Here is a 13,043-nt window from a genome sequence, read left to right as displayed (position 1 = left end):
TGGCGAATCGCGGCATGTTCGCCACCGCAGATCTGCGGCCGATGCTGGTCGAGCGCGGTGTCGAGTTGTCGCAAAGCCAGGTGTATCGGCTGGTAGCAGAGCGACCGGAGCGGCTTGGCCTCCGCACGTTGATGGCCTTGCTGGACATCCTGGACTGTGCCATCACCGACCTGATCGAACCGCTACCCGCTAGTGGCGCGCGGCACACAGGAAAGGCCGTGAACGGCGACGAAGCTGGTACCAAGTCTCCGTGAGCGGTGAGCGCCGGTAGGAGGAGGGACGCGCGTCGGCGACTGGCCTGGGCCGGTGAACACGTCGCGGACCGTACGTGTCAAGGGCGAAGCGTCGTTGGGGCGCTTCTGGCGGCGTCATTAGCGTGCGAAAACGACAGTCCGTCACGCGGTAACTCCGGAAGCGGTCGAGCATGGAACGGACCTTGTCGGCGTTTACGTCGGCTCCGAACAGCGCGGTCCATGGTCCAAAGCGCATGCGGTCGCCGAGCGGGTCGGCGACGATCCGGGCAAAGCCCAGTACAGCCACGATCAAATCGACGACGGCCCGATCGTTGGGTCTTCGCCAGTGATCGCGATGCGTCCGCACAACGTGAAGGTTTTTACGGCTCCGCCGCCGCCCACCTTCACGACAGCTGCGGCTCCGGGGCGATCATCGTGCACGGCTCGAGCACACCGAAAGCTGGCGCGACAAGGAGAACGGCGAGAAGCGCAACAAGTACGTCGTGGTCGTCGATAACCGCTTCGGCGAGGTCGGGGCCTCGCTCAAGTTCGTCTCCGCACGCGTCGGGGTATCCCGTCCGGCGCGGGGATCCGTCAATGCATCACAGCCTCGCCAGCCTCATGACCGAATCGCGCAGCGCGTCCTCGCCCGCACGGACGTAGTGGTTCAGCACGGTAGTTAGCTTGTCGCCGAGGTACTGCGCGACGACCTCCCAGGGCTCACCAAGCTCCTCGTGGAACCACTTGGTCGCGGCGTGGTGGCGGAGGTTGCGGTAGACGATCGTCCGCGGCCAAGCGTTGTCGGGGTCGTTCTCCTCGACCCAGACGCGGACGCGGTGCCAGCGGTCGTTGTGCATCTCGGGCTTCACCGGCAGTCCGGTGACCATGTCGACGAAGAGCCACAGCTCGTCCTCGGGTGGGACGGGGTAGTTCCACCAGGTGAGGTTCCTGTCCTTCTCATGCGTGGCCAACGATGCACGGCGCTGGCGCTCCGCCTCCTGGGCGTTGATCACCTGCTGGATTGACGCTTTCGCAGGCAGGTCGAGTAGCTCCTTGACGCGGGGGAGGAGCTCGTCGTGCATGAGCGACTTCGGCAGTGGGACCTCGTGGACGGTGTGGTTCTTCACCGGGCCACGGAAGCCCGTCTGGCCGCGCGGGGTGATCCAGGAGCCGTTGACGTGGACGTAGCCGCGGTCGAAGAACACGTCGATCGCACGCAGGGCGTTCTGCTCGCCGAGGCGCAGGCCGCCGAAGCCTGCGACGCGGATCTTCGTGCCGAACAGCGGGAGCCGGGTCATCAGCGGGTCGGTGCCCTCGGGTCCGCACAGCTTGTCGGCCGCAGCCGCCATCGCCTTCATCTGTCGAGTCTCCGGGCGCAGACGTGGGTCGACGTACTGCGCGGTCGCTCCGTGCAGCACGTTCGCGCGCCCAATTTCCAGTCCGTCCAGCGGGTCGATGCTGCGATCGAGCCAGCCCAAGCGCCATGCGAGCTTGCGCATCGCCGCGAGCTGGCCGCGCAGGTCCTCGCGGCCTCGAGTGGAGAAGAGGGTCTTCGACCCCTTCTCCATCACCTTGCGGCTGTGTTCGACGCGCCACTTCGTCACCGGCACGTCGCCGATCGTCGGCAAGATGTGGGCGTTGAGACGGGATACGCGTTGCTCGATCGTCCGCGGTTGTTTGCCGCGCTCGATCGAATCCTTGAGGTACTCCTCGCCGAGCATCCGGATCGTTCGCGACGCGCGCACATCAGCGCCGACGGGCGTCGCCTGCTCGGTGTCGAGCGCGGTCTCGGCCTGGGCGAAGATCTTGCGGGCCTCCGCCTCGGAAGCAGCGCGACGCAGCACCCGCTTCCACGGCTCACCCTCGCCGGCGGGAGCCCGGAAGAACACCTGGTACTTGTTGGTGCCCGCGCCGGGGGCGTAGAGGCGCACCCGCCACGGCCGTGCGCTGCCACCGAGTGTGCGCGGCTTGCCCTGCGCGAGCAGCTTCGGCTGAGAACGCGTCGCCACGAGACCTCCTACGCTGAAGGAGCCATCGTACGCTGGTTTCGTGCATCACTCTCGTGCATCACTCAAGGAAAAGTGATGCACGTGCCACTCTTGAGGAGTCACAGGAAATGGCCAACCGCCTCGCCAAAGCGACCAGCCCCTACCTGCTCCAACACGCGGAGAATCCGGTGGATTGGTGGGAGTGGGGCCCGGAAGCCTTCGCCGAGGCGAGGCGCCGTGATGCACCAGTTCTGTTGTCTGTCGGGTACGCCGCCTGTCACTGGTGCCACGTGATGGCGCACGAGTCGTTCGAGGACGACACGACCGCGGCCTACATGAACGAGCACTACGTCAACGTGAAGGTGGACCGCGAGGAGCGGCCGGACGTGGACGCGGTCTACATGCAGGCGACGACGGCGATGACCGGTCACGGGGGCTGGCCGATGACGGTGGTCCTGGACCACGACGGGGCGCCGTTCTTCGCGGGCACCTACTTCCCCGACCAGCCCCGCCACGGCTCGGCGTCGTTCATGCAGGTGCTGACCGGGCTCAGCGACGCGTGGCGCAACCGTGGGGACGACGTCCGCGCCACGGCCGGCCGGGTCGCCGAGCACCTCAGGAACGCGGCCGAGCTGCCGTCGTACGTCATCACCGCGGAGCGGATCGACGCCGCCGTGACCACGCTGGCCCGGGAGTTCGACCCGATGGCAGGCGGGTTCGGGGAGGCTCCGAAGTTCCCGCCGTCGATGGTGCTCGAGTTCCTCAGGCGGTACGGCGCCGGGTCGGCCGACGACGGCAAGGAGACCGTGCGGCAGGCGCGCCACATGCTGGCGCGCACGGTCGCTGCCATGGCGGGCAGCGGGATGTACGACCAGGTCGGCGGCGGCTTCGCGCGGTACTCGGTCGACCGGGGATGGGTGGTCCCGCACTTCGAGAAGATGCTCTACGACAACGCCCAGCTGGTCGGCCTCTACGCACGCCTCGGCAACGAGCTGGGCGACCGGGTCGCCGCCGAGACCGCAGACTTCATGATCCGAGAGCTGCTCACCGCCGAGGGTGGCTTCGCGTCGGCGCTCGACGCGGACTCGGAGGGGGAGGAGGGCACCTTCTACGTCTGGAGCCCGCAGCAGCTGGTCGACGTGCTCGGCGAGGACGACGGTCCCTGGGCGGCCGAGCTCTTCGGGGTCACCGAGGCGGGGACCTTCGAGGGCGGCACGTCGACCCTGCAGCTGCGGCACCGGCCGACCGACCGAGCGGACCTGGAGCGGCTCGCCGAGGTGCGCACCCGGCTGCTGCGCGCCCGTGAGGAGCGGGTTCGCCCGGCCCGCGACGACAAGGTGGTGGCGGCCTGGAACGGGCTCGCGATCACCGGGCTGGTCGACGCCGCGCGGCGGCTGCGCCGCCCGGAGTACCTCCACATGGCTCGGGACGCCGCGCAGCTGCTGGCCGACACCCACCTCCGCGACGGGAGGCTCCTCCGGGTCTCCCGCGACGGAGTGGCCGGTCCGCACGCCGGGGTGCTCGAGGACTACGGGTGCGTCGCGTCCGGTTTCCTCGCCCTCGCCCAGGCGACGGCCGAGGGTCGTTGGCTCGACCTGGCGACCGGTCTGATCGACGAGGCCCTGCGCGGCTTCGCCGCCGACGACGGGGGGTTCCACGACACCCACGCCGACGCCGAGACACTGGTGACCCGACCCCGGGACCCGGGCGACAACGCCTCGCCCAGCGGGCTCAGCAGCCTGGTGCACGCCCTGGTCGACGCACACGCCCTCACCGGCGAGGGCCGCTACCGGGACGCCGCGGAGGCGGCGCTCGGCACCGTCGCCGTGCTGGCCGAGAAGGCTCCGCGGTTCGCGGGCTGGTCGCTCGCCGCCGCCGTCACCATGCTCGACGGACCGCTGGAGGTCGCCGTCGTCGGCCCCGAGGGCGAGGACCGCGACGCGCTCGAGGCGAGGGCGCTGAGGATCCCGGGTGCGGTCGTGGTCACGGCCGAGGACGCGAGTGACGACATCCCGCTGCTCAGCGGTCGCTCGCCGGTCGACGGCCGCCCTGCGGCGTACGTCTGCCGCGGGTTCGTCTGCGAGCGACCGGTCACCGAGCCGGACGCCATCGGCTGAGCCGCAACCTGTGGCGAGCGGACGACCACCGATGCGCGAGCGCTGGCGATCCGGCCTTGCGCTCCTGCTGAGCGCCATGCTGCTCGGCGTCGCCGTGCTCATCGGTCCGGGCGACGAGATGGCAGCCCTTCGGCGGATGCTGGGCATCGGCGGTGATCCGCTCGGCAGCCCGGCGGAGGTGCAGCCCGGCGGGGTGCACGCGTTCCTCCAGCACCAGCCCGGTCGCCCGGACGAGCCCGTGACCTGGGACCCCTGCCGGGAGATCCGCTACGAGATCAATCTCGAGGGCGCGCCCGACGACGAGGACGAGACGGTCGCGTTCGTCCAAGCCGCCGTCGCCGAGGTCTCCTCGGTCACCGGCCTGCAGTTCGACTACCTCGGACCCACCGACCGGCGCCCGGAGTGGAAGGAGCAGTTCGTGCCCGTCGGACGTCGCGAGCCGGTGCTGATCGCCTGGGCGACCGAGGACGAGGTCGAGGAGCTGGAGGGCAACGTCGCCGGGGTCGGCGGCGCGGTCGCCGTGCGCAGAGGCGGCGACCGCTGGCTCCGCTACGTCAGCGGCGGCGTGACCCTCGACATCGAGGTGTTCGACGAGCTCGAGGGGGAGGGCGACGGCGAGCGCTACCAGCGGGCGATCCTGCTGCACGAGCTCGGTCACCTGGTCGGGCTCGGTCACGTCGACTCGCCGGGCGAGCTGATGTATCCCGACAACGTCGGTCAGCTCGACTTCAGCCGCGGGGACCTCAACGGCCTGGTGCGACTCGGCCGCGGGCGCTGCGGCTGAGAGGGGACTGGACCGGGAGCGCCGATCGCTGGAAGGGTGGCCGCGATGGACGACAGCACCCGTATCGCGACGAGCCCCGAGGACTTCGAGACGGCCGCGCGGCTCCTCGTCGCCTTCAACACCGAGTACGACGAACCGGCACCCGAGCCCGACTGGTGGGCCACGCACCTGGCCCGGCTGAGCGCCGAGGGCACCGCCCGCGTGGTGCTGGCCGGCCGGCCCGGGGACGGCGTCGGCGTGGTGCGACTGCGCACGAGCACCTACTCCGAAGACCTCGAGGCCTACCTCGCCGAGCTCTACGTCGCCCCGCCGCTGCGCGGCCAGGGGATCGGCACGGTGCTGCTCCAGGCGATCATCGAGGACGCGAGAGCTCAGGGCGCCACCTACATGGACCTCACCACCACCGAGGACGACGTCGCCGCCCGGGCGATCTACCGCAGGTTCGGCTTCGACCGCAACGAGGGCAGGGGAGCCGAGGGAGCACTGTCGTACTACTACGAGAAGGACCTCTGAATGGCCGCCTCCGGGGTCGGTCCGGACCGGCCGGTCCGACCGTGGGCCCTGCCCGGCGGGACCGAGCCGTCCCGCTTCTACGACGGCGGCACCGCGACCGAGCCCCCCGACCCCGCGAGCCCGCCCCGCGTGGTGCTGGAACGGGTCGAGGCCGGTGACCTGCACGAACGGACCGAGCGCTTCCGGATGCTGCGACGGCTGGCCTACCGCGACCGTGAGTACGGCGAGCTGCTGGTCCCCGTCGACCTCGACTCCTTCGACACCGACCTCACCTCGGTCCCGGCCCTGTTCACCTGGCTGGTGCCGCGGACCGGCCGGCACCTGCCGCCGGCGCTGATCCACGACGGGCTGGTCCACCACGCCGACGAGCCCAGCAGCTACCTCTCCACCGACGGACACCTGCTCGACCGGGTCGCCGCGGACCGGGTCTTCCGCACCGCGATGCGCGACACCGACACCGGCCCGGTTCGGAGCTGGCTGGTGTGGTCGGCGGTCACCCTGGGAACCATCTGGAGCGGGTCGGCGGCGTGGAGCCGGGCGCAGCACCTGCGCTACCGGCTGGTCGCGGCCGCCTCGCTGCTGCTGGTCGCCGCGCTCGGCGTCGCCGCCACACTGGACCTCCTCGACGTGGTCGCCTGGCTGCCGTGGATGGGTGCCGGCCGGCCCTTCTGGCTGGAGTTCGCCGGCGGTCTGGCCGGCGCGGTCGTCGTACCACTGCTCCTCGGCCTGACCTGGGGCCGGTTCGCCGTCGCGGGGGCGGTCAGTGGGATCGCGCTGGCCGTGCTCCTGCACGTGACGGTCCTGCTCGGCGTGATCTCCCTCCTCTACCTCGCCGCCGAGTGGGTCGCGCGGCGGCGGCCCGTCGCGATCGTCGTGACCGGCTCGGTGGTCGCCGCGGCGTGTCTGGTGCTCACCGTTCTTCTGGCGGGCACGGCGAAGTAGGTTCGGATCGTGACCGGCACCGACACCGCACACCCGGCCGAGACCGACCCGGAGTACTCGACGTTCCAGTCCCTGGACCCCGCCACCGGTGCGGCTCTCTCCACGCACCCGGTCCACGACGCCGCCCAGGTGCAGGCGGTGGTCCAGGCGGCACGCGTCCAGGCCGCGTGGTGGCGTGAGCTCGGGTTCGACGGCCGCAAGGGGGAGCTGGCCCGCTGGCGGAGGATCATCGCGCGGCGGATGGACGAGCTCGCGACGCTGATGGCGCGGGAGACCGGCAAGCCGCACGGCGACGCGCTGCTCGAGACCGCCCTCGCAGTCGACCACCTGGCGTGGGCGGGCAGCCATGCCGAGAAGGTTCTCAAGCGGCGCAGCGTCGCCCCCGGACTGCTGATGGTCAACCAGGCCGCGAGCGTGGAGTACCGCCCGCTCGGCGTGGTCGGCGTGGTCGGTCCGTGGAACTACCCCGTCTTCACCCCGATGGGATCGATCGCCTACGCCTTGGCCGCCGGGAACGCGGTCGTCTTCAAGCCCTCGGAGTACACCCCCGGTGTCGGGGAGTGGCTCGCCGCGACCTTCCTGGAGGCCGTGGGCCGCCCGGTCCTCCAGGTGGTCACCGGCTTCGGCGAGACCGGCGCCGCCCTCTGCACCGCCGGGGTCGACAAGGTCGCGTTCACCGGCTCCACCGAGACCGGGAAGCGGGTGATGGCCGCGTGCGCCGAGACGCTGACGCCGGTCGTGATCGAGGCCGGTGGCAAGGACGCCCTCCTGGTCGACCACGACGCCGAGCTGGCCGAGGCCGCCGAGGCGGCGCTGTGGGGTGCCTGCGCCAACGCGGGACAGACGTGCGCGGGCGTCGAGCGGGTCTACGTCCACGAGCGCGTGTACGACGCCTTCCTGGACGAGCTCGTCACGCAGGCCAGGCAGGTGCGGGCCGAGCCGGGCGGCCAGGTGGGTCCGATCACCATGCCCAAGCAGCTCGACGTCATCCGGCGGCACATCGACGACGCGATCGCCCGCGGCGGCCGGGCGCTCGTCGGCGGCCCGGATGCGGTGGGTGAGCGGTTCGTCCAGCCGACCGTGCTGGTCGACGTGCCGGAGGACTCCGCAGCCGTGCAGGAGGAGACCTTCGGCCCCACCGTGACGGTCACGAAGGTCCGCGACATGGACGAGGCGGTGGAGCTGGCCAACGGCACCCGCTACGCGCTCGGGTCCACCGTGTTCTCCAAGGCCCGGGGCATGGAGATCGCCCAGCGGCTGCGCGCCGGCATGACCTCGATCAACGGCATCATCGCCTTCGCCGGCGTGCCGACCCTCCCGTTCGGCGGTGTCGGCGACTCCGGCTTCGGCCGGATCCACGGCCCGGACGGGCTACGTGAGTTCACCTACCCGCACGCGATCGCGCGGCAGCGGTTCAAGCCGGCGATCGCGCTGACCACGTTCCGGCGTACCGCCAAGGAGGACCGGCAGCTGGGCAAGGTGATCCGGGGACTCCACGGCCGCGGGAAGTAGCCGCGGCGGTAGTCGGGCGGACCTGCTCAGGCGCTCGGCGGCTTGAGCGGGTCGTGGCCGATGTTCATCAGCCGACGGCGCCAACGGTCCTCACCCGCGGTCGGCTCCAGGTCCTCGCGCCGCTGCGAGAGCACGCGGTCCACGACCTTCTGCATCACGTCGACGTCGTCGGCGGTGAGGTCGGACCGGCGTTTCCCGAGGATGTCGAGCACGCGGTGGCCGAGGGGCGGACCGGCCTGGTCGGGGAGCTCCTCGGTGCCCTCGTCGGCCCCCTGCGTGGCGAGCCAGTCCCGGAGCTCGCGCGAGGTCATGTTCACGACGGTGTGGAAGTTCTCCCAGAGCACGTCGTCCACGATGGTGGTGGCCACGGTTGCCTCCTTCTCGTTCGTCGTACCTGATCCCGAGGCGGTACCCGATGGATTCAGAGGCATGAGGTGCGATGAGGGCGGGCGGTCCGGGTACCGGCAGGGCATGACGACCGACGAGCGACCCGGCGCTCAGGCGTGGGTGCCCGAGGACCCCACGCTCCCCGCGCTCCGGGAGGCGGTGCAGGGGTGCCGCGGCTGCGAGCTCTACCGTGACGCGACGCAGGGCGTGATGGGCGACGGCGACCCGGACGCGGCGCTCGTGCTGCTCGGGGAGCAGCCGGGTGACAAGGAGGACCAGGAGGGCGAGCCGTTCGTCGGCCCGGCCGGGCGGCTGCTGGACGAGGCCCTGGAGGACGCCGGCATCGCCCCCGGCAGCGTGTTCAAGACCAACGTCGTCAAGCACTTCCGCTGGTCCGGCATGCGCGGCAAGCGGCGGATCCACCAGTCGCCGCACAAGGCGCACGTCACGGCGTGCAGCCCGTGGCTGGAGGCGGAGTTCCGCGTGCTGCGCCCCACGGGGGTGGTGGTGCTGGGCGGCACGGCCGGCAAGGCGGTCTTCGGCGCATCCTTCAAGGTGGGGGAGACCCGCGGCCGTCCACTGCCGTGGCCGGACACGCTGCCGGTCGCCAACCCTCCGCAGTGGGTGCTGCCGACCACCCACCCCTCAGCGGTGCTCCGGGCGCGCGAGGAGCGGCAGGCGTCGTACGACGCCCTGGTGGCGGACCTGCGGGTCGCGGCGTCGAGGCTCTGAGCGGCCGACGTCCCGACCTCCTCCCGCGGTCGGCCGGTCGCGGTGTCCGCGGTGGTCACTCGGACGCGTCCTCGAGCCGGTCGATGACCCGCTGGGAGAGCCGTGCGAGGGTGGCGAGCTCGTCGGCGGTGAGGACATCGATCACCAGGCGTCGGACCAGCGCGACGTGTCGGGGTGCGGCGGCCTCGATGACCTGGCGGCCGGCCGGCGTGATCACCACGAACGCGCCGCGGGCGTCCTCGGCGCAGTCCTGTCTGGTCACCAGCCCCCGCTTGGTCATCCGGGCGATCTGGTGGGAGAGGCGACTCTGTTCCCACTCCACCACCTTGGCCAGCTCCTGGAACCGCTGCCGCCCGTCAGGGGCGTCGGTGAGCGCGACGAGGATCTGGAAGTCGGCGCCCGAGAGCTTGGAGCTCGCCTGTAGGTCGCGGGACATGGCCGCGTTGAGCTTCTGGTGGAGACCGACGATGGTCCGCCAGGCGTTCTGCTCGCTCGCGCTCAGCCACCGCGGTGTCTCGCCCATGCCCGGAGCCTAGCGGGTTCGCTTGACATGTCATGTATCGCTTTGGTCAACTACATGACACATCATCTTCGAAAGGTGCACCCATGAACATCCTGCTGTGGACTCTCGCCGGCCTGCTGGCCGCGATGTTCCTCGCCGCCGGCATCATGAAGCTGAGCCAGCCGAAGCAGAAGCTCGTCACCACCCCCAACATGGCGTGGGCCGAGGACTTCTCGCCCGGCATGCTCAAGACGATCGGTGCTGCGGAGGTGCTGGCCGCGGCGGGGCTGATCCTCCCCGCTGCGCTGGATGTCGTGCCGATCCTGGTGCCGCTGGCCGCGGTCGGCGTGGCCCTGCTCATGGTCGGAGCCGCGGCCACCCACGCCCGTCGGAGGGAGGGCCAGCCGGTCGTGATCAACGCGGTGCTCATCGCGGTGGCGGTCGTGATCGCCTGGGGTCGCTTCGGCCCCTACCAGCTCAGCTGATCACCCCCACCCCGCCGCCTACGATGAACCCATGCCCGGACCGTCCGCTCCCGCTCCCGGGACGGCCGGTCTCCACGTGCTCGACTGCGGCCACTTCGACGCCGGTCGATGCCGGTCCTGTGCCTGGCTGGGACGCGCGTACGACGACCAGCTCGCCGGCAAGCAGGCAGTGACCAGGGAGCTGGTCGACCGACCCGGACTCCGGTGGCTGCCGCCGGTCGTGAGCCGGCCGGAGGGGTTCCGCAACAAGGCCAAGATGGTGGTCGCCGGCAGCGTCGACACCCCGACGCTCGGCATCCTCGACCCCGTCGGCGGCGGTATCGACCTGCGTGACTGTGCGCTGCACACGCCGGGCATCGTGGCGGCGCTGCCGGTCCTCGGCGCGCTGGTGACCCGGGCCGGCCTGACGCCCTACGACGTCACCAGCAGCGCTCCGGTCACGCAGCGCGGCGAGCTCAAGCACGTGTTGGTCACGGAGGCGCCGAGTGGCCGGCTGATGGTGCGGCTCGTCGTGCGGTCGACCGCGACCGAAGCACGGGTCCGCAAGCACCTGCCCTGGCTGACGGCCGAGCTGCCACCGCTGCGGGTGGTGACGCTGAACGTCCAGCCCGAGCACCGCGCGGTCCTGGAAGGGGACCGCGAGATCGTGCTGACCGAGGCCGACACGCTCCCCATGCAGGTCAACGGGTTGACCCTGCACCTGCGCCCGCGCAGCTTCTTCCAGACCAACACCGAGGTCGCGGCGGCGCTCTACCGGCAGGCGCGCGACTGGGTCGCCGATCTCGCGCCCCGGCGGGTCGTCGACCTGTACTGCGGTGTCGGCGGCTTCGCGCTCCACCTCGCCGCAGCCGGCCGCACGGTGACGGGCATCGAGATCAGCGCCGACGCGATCGCGAGCGCGGAGCGGTCCCGCGACGAGGCGGCGCTGCCGGGGGAGCTGCGGTTCGTGGTCGGCGACGCCACCGCGCCCGAGCACGCGGCGCTGATCGACGAGGCGGACCTCGTGGTGGTCAACCCGCCCCGCCGCGGCCTCGGTCCGGAGCTGTCCCGCCGGATCGAGGAGTCCGGCCCGCCCCACGTGCTGTACTCCAGCTGCAACCCGCAGACGCTCGCGCGTGACCTGGCCGACCTGGCGTCGTACGCGCCGGTGCGGGCGCAGGTGCTGGACATGTTCCCGCAGACGCCGCACTCCGAGGTGCTGGTGCTCCTGCGGCGCCAGGGCGCCTGGCCAGGTCAGTACGGCTAGCGCAGGGAGTAGGTCGCCAGCGACACACCGACGTAGTGCGCTGCGAACGCGGCGACGGTGAACCCGTGGAACACCTCGTGGAACCCGAACCACCGCGGCGACGGGTCGGGCCACTGGAAGCCGTAGACCAGGCCGCCGAGGGTGTAGAGCGCGCCGCCGACCGCGATCAGCACGAAGATCGCGATTCCGATCCCGAGCCCGAGCGCGGTGGCGCCCTCGAAGAACGCGGGAATGAAGAAGATCGCGGCCCAGCCGAGCGCGATGTAGATCGGCGCCGAGAGCCAGCGGGGAGCCGTGGGCCAGAACAGCTTGAAGCCGATACCGAGGACGGCGCCGGTCCAGGCGACGCTCAGCATGATCGTGCGCGCGGGGTTGTCCAGCAGGATCAGCGCGAACGGTGTGTAGGAGCCTGCGATGAACAAGAAGATGTTGGAGTGGTCGAACCGGTTGAGGATCCGCCACATCTTCGGCGACCACGTACCGCGGTGGTAGAGCGCTGAGGTGCCGAACAGGAGCAGCGCCGAGCCGACGTAGAGCGAGGACCCGATCCTCGTGGTCGCGGTGGGGGACAGCACGACCAGGACGATGCCGGCGGCGAGCACCACCGGCGTCGACGCGAGGTGGAGCCATCCGCGCAGCTTGGGCTTGACCTCTGCGAGCGTCTCGGTGATCTGGTCGCTCAGCGTGTCCAGGCGGGCCCGCACCTTGTCGTTGGCGTGGTTGATGGCCTGGTTCATAGTCCGGAGGGTACCCAGGAGCGCGCGAAGCAACGGTGGCCGGGCGGCGTGATCCCACGCCGCCCGGCCACCGTGCGCAGGACGAGCCGCGCCGGTCAGGAAGCCGGCGGCGCAGGCAAGCCCTCGGACGGCTGGACGATCACGAAGCCCGGGCCGTGGAAGGAGACCTGGAACGCCTCTCCCGAGCCGCGCCCGATCAGCGCGCCAGCGGTGAAGCTGGACTTGATCGTGGTCTGCAGATGCACCGACCAGGCGACGAGGGCGTTCGCGTCGGCGAAGGTCGGCGCCTCGGCGGCGTTGAGGACGACCGGGTCTCCGTCGGTGGTGATCGCCACCCAGCCGGTGCCGCGCAAGGTGGTGTTGAACAGGCCGCCGGCGGCGATGCTGCCGCCCTTGACCCGCTCGACGTTCCAGTCCAGGGCCGCCGAGAACGCCAGCACGTTCTTGCCGTTCGCCGAGATCCCGCTGTTGTTGAGGTGCAGGATGTGCACCTCGTGCGCGAGGTCGGCGAGGAACACGTCACCCTGGCCCTCGACCCGCATCAGGTTGAGGCCCTCGCCGGTGATCGCCTTCTTGAGGAACTTCGCGGCGCCGCCGCCCTGGTAGGCGAAGTTGACGTTGCCCTGGTAGGCGACCATCGAGCCCTGCTTGGCCATGAACGGCTCGTTGATGCGCACCCGCAGCAACCGCTTGTTCTGCAGCTCGGCGCCGACGCCCGCCTTCTCGCTGAACTGGCCACCGATCAGGTCGCCGCTGATCCCGGCGAAGGGGTCACCGGGCGCCTGCCCGCCACCCATCTGCTGGCCGGGGTACGTCGGGCCGCCCGGCGCCGGCTGCCCGGCGTACGGGGGCTGGCCGCCCATCG

Annotated in this window: 14 protein-coding genes; 9 read left to right on the top strand and 5 right to left on the bottom strand. The window is 71.1% G+C overall.

Annotation, left to right across the window (positions count from 1 at the left end):
- Nucleotides 1-254, top strand: a 254-nt coding sequence (locus E7Z54_RS21840) for a helix-turn-helix domain-containing protein (RefSeq protein ID WP_136436839.1), incomplete at its 5' end; no start/stop codon positions are given.
- Between the two features lie 581 nt (nucleotides 255-835).
- Here E7Z54_RS21840 and E7Z54_RS21835 read toward each other — a convergent pair.
- The gene (locus tag E7Z54_RS21835; protein ID WP_136436838.1) at nucleotides 836-2,242 is read right to left on the bottom strand and encodes a hypothetical protein; all 1,407 of its coding nucleotides are present in this window, start codon (nucleotides 2,240-2,242) and stop codon (nucleotides 836-838) included.
- Nucleotides 2,243-2,349: 107 nt separating this feature from the next.
- Between E7Z54_RS21835 and E7Z54_RS21830 the strand changes: the two genes are divergently transcribed.
- The 5 genes from E7Z54_RS21830 to E7Z54_RS21810 are packed head-to-tail and all read left to right on the top strand — an operon-like array spanning nucleotide 2,350 to nucleotide 8,089.
- A complete protein-coding gene (locus E7Z54_RS21830; RefSeq protein ID WP_136436837.1) occupies nucleotides 2,350-4,338 on the top strand; it encodes a thioredoxin domain-containing protein in 1,989 nt (662 codons plus the stop codon).
- 31 nt (nucleotides 4,339-4,369) lie between these two features.
- On the top strand, nucleotides 4,370-5,122 hold the full coding sequence (locus tag E7Z54_RS21825) for a matrixin family metalloprotease (RefSeq protein WP_136436836.1): 753 nt from the start codon (nucleotides 4,370-4,372) through the stop codon (nucleotides 5,120-5,122).
- A gap of 45 nt (nucleotides 5,123-5,167) precedes the next feature.
- Nucleotides 5,168-5,635, top strand: coding sequence for a GNAT family N-acetyltransferase (locus tag E7Z54_RS21820; protein WP_136436835.1), 468 nt, complete (start codon nucleotides 5,168-5,170; stop codon nucleotides 5,633-5,635).
- The gene (locus tag E7Z54_RS21815) at nucleotides 5,636-6,577 is read left to right on the top strand and encodes a DUF1353 domain-containing protein (protein WP_136436834.1); all 942 of its coding nucleotides are present in this window, start codon (nucleotides 5,636-5,638) and stop codon (nucleotides 6,575-6,577) included.
- A 9-nt stretch (nucleotides 6,578-6,586) separates the two neighbouring features.
- The gene (locus E7Z54_RS21810) at nucleotides 6,587-8,089 is read left to right on the top strand and encodes an aldehyde dehydrogenase family protein (RefSeq protein WP_136436833.1); all 1,503 of its coding nucleotides are present in this window, start codon (nucleotides 6,587-6,589) and stop codon (nucleotides 8,087-8,089) included.
- Between the two features lie 26 nt (nucleotides 8,090-8,115).
- Here E7Z54_RS21810 and E7Z54_RS21805 read toward each other — a convergent pair whose 3' ends face one another.
- The gene (locus E7Z54_RS21805) at nucleotides 8,116-8,457 is read right to left on the bottom strand and encodes a DUF3140 domain-containing protein (protein ID WP_206056460.1); all 342 of its coding nucleotides are present in this window, start codon (nucleotides 8,455-8,457) and stop codon (nucleotides 8,116-8,118) included.
- A gap of 103 nt (nucleotides 8,458-8,560) precedes the next feature.
- Between E7Z54_RS21805 and E7Z54_RS21800 the strand changes: the two genes are divergently transcribed.
- Nucleotides 8,561-9,208 (top strand): UdgX family uracil-DNA binding protein, encoded by a 648-nt coding sequence (locus E7Z54_RS21800; RefSeq protein WP_136436831.1) that lies wholly within the window; start codon nucleotides 8,561-8,563, stop codon nucleotides 9,206-9,208.
- A gap of 55 nt (nucleotides 9,209-9,263) precedes the next feature.
- Here the strand turns inward: E7Z54_RS21800 and E7Z54_RS21795 are convergent, their stop codons facing one another.
- On the bottom strand, nucleotides 9,264-9,731 hold the full coding sequence (locus E7Z54_RS21795; RefSeq protein WP_136436830.1) for a MarR family winged helix-turn-helix transcriptional regulator: 468 nt from the start codon (nucleotides 9,729-9,731) through the stop codon (nucleotides 9,264-9,266).
- 83 nt (nucleotides 9,732-9,814) lie between these two features.
- Here E7Z54_RS21795 and E7Z54_RS21790 point away from each other — a divergent pair, with 83 nt between their 5' ends.
- Together E7Z54_RS21790 and rlmC are read left to right on the top strand one after the other, a co-directional pair.
- Nucleotides 9,815-10,195, top strand: a complete 381-nt coding sequence (locus tag E7Z54_RS21790; protein ID WP_136436829.1) for a DoxX family protein — start codon at nucleotides 9,815-9,817, stop codon at nucleotides 10,193-10,195.
- A 31-nt stretch (nucleotides 10,196-10,226) separates the two neighbouring features.
- On the top strand, nucleotides 10,227-11,441 hold the full coding sequence (rlmC, locus tag E7Z54_RS21785) for a 23S rRNA (uracil(747)-C(5))-methyltransferase RlmC (RefSeq protein ID WP_136436828.1): 1,215 nt from the start codon (nucleotides 10,227-10,229) through the stop codon (nucleotides 11,439-11,441).
- Here rlmC and trhA read toward each other — a convergent pair.
- Together trhA and E7Z54_RS21775 are read right to left on the bottom strand one after the other, a co-directional pair.
- A complete protein-coding gene (trhA, locus tag E7Z54_RS21780; protein WP_136436827.1) occupies nucleotides 11,438-12,178 on the bottom strand; it encodes a PAQR family membrane homeostasis protein TrhA in 741 nt (246 codons plus the stop codon). The two genes, rlmC and trhA, sit on opposite strands and share 4 nt — an antisense overlap.
- 95 nt (nucleotides 12,179-12,273) lie before the next feature.
- The coding region (locus E7Z54_RS21775; protein ID WP_136436826.1) for an AIM24 family protein at nucleotides 12,274-13,043 on the bottom strand (770 nt) is incomplete at its 5' end.

Source organism: Nocardioides sp., from assembly GCF_004803405.1.
Classification (GTDB): domain Bacteria; phylum Actinomycetota; class Actinomycetes; order Propionibacteriales; family Nocardioidaceae; genus Nocardioides; species Nocardioides vastitatis.
The sequence above is the reverse complement of the archived record's forward strand: the minus strand, read 5'-3'. Positions and strand labels throughout refer to the sequence as shown.

What these genes read in the sequence shown, in the direction of transcription:
- E7Z54_RS21830 (WP_136436837.1), top strand. Translation starts at nt 2,350, where the DNA reads ATGGCCAACCGCCTCGCCAAAGCGACCAGCCCCTACCTGCTCCAACAC.
- E7Z54_RS21825 (WP_136436836.1), top strand. Translation starts at nt 4,370, where the DNA reads ATGCGCGAGCGCTGGCGATCCGGCCTTGCGCTCCTGCTGAGCGCCATG.
- E7Z54_RS21820 (WP_136436835.1), top strand. Translation starts at nt 5,168, where the DNA reads ATGGACGACAGCACCCGTATCGCGACGAGCCCCGAGGACTTCGAGACG.
- E7Z54_RS21815 (WP_136436834.1), top strand. Translation starts at nt 5,636, where the DNA reads ATGGCCGCCTCCGGGGTCGGTCCGGACCGGCCGGTCCGACCGTGGGCC.
- E7Z54_RS21800 (WP_136436831.1), top strand. Translation starts at nt 8,561, where the DNA reads ATGACGACCGACGAGCGACCCGGCGCTCAGGCGTGGGTGCCCGAGGAC.
- E7Z54_RS21795 (WP_136436830.1), bottom strand. Translation starts at nt 9,731, where the DNA reads ATGGGCGAGACACCGCGGTGGCTGAGCGCGAGCGAGCAGAACGCCTGG.
- E7Z54_RS21790 (WP_136436829.1), top strand. Translation starts at nt 9,815, where the DNA reads ATGAACATCCTGCTGTGGACTCTCGCCGGCCTGCTGGCCGCGATGTTC.
- rlmC (WP_136436828.1), top strand. Translation starts at nt 10,227, where the DNA reads ATGCCCGGACCGTCCGCTCCCGCTCCCGGGACGGCCGGTCTCCACGTG.
- trhA (WP_136436827.1), bottom strand. Translation starts at nt 12,178, where the DNA reads ATGAACCAGGCCATCAACCACGCCAACGACAAGGTGCGGGCCCGCCTG.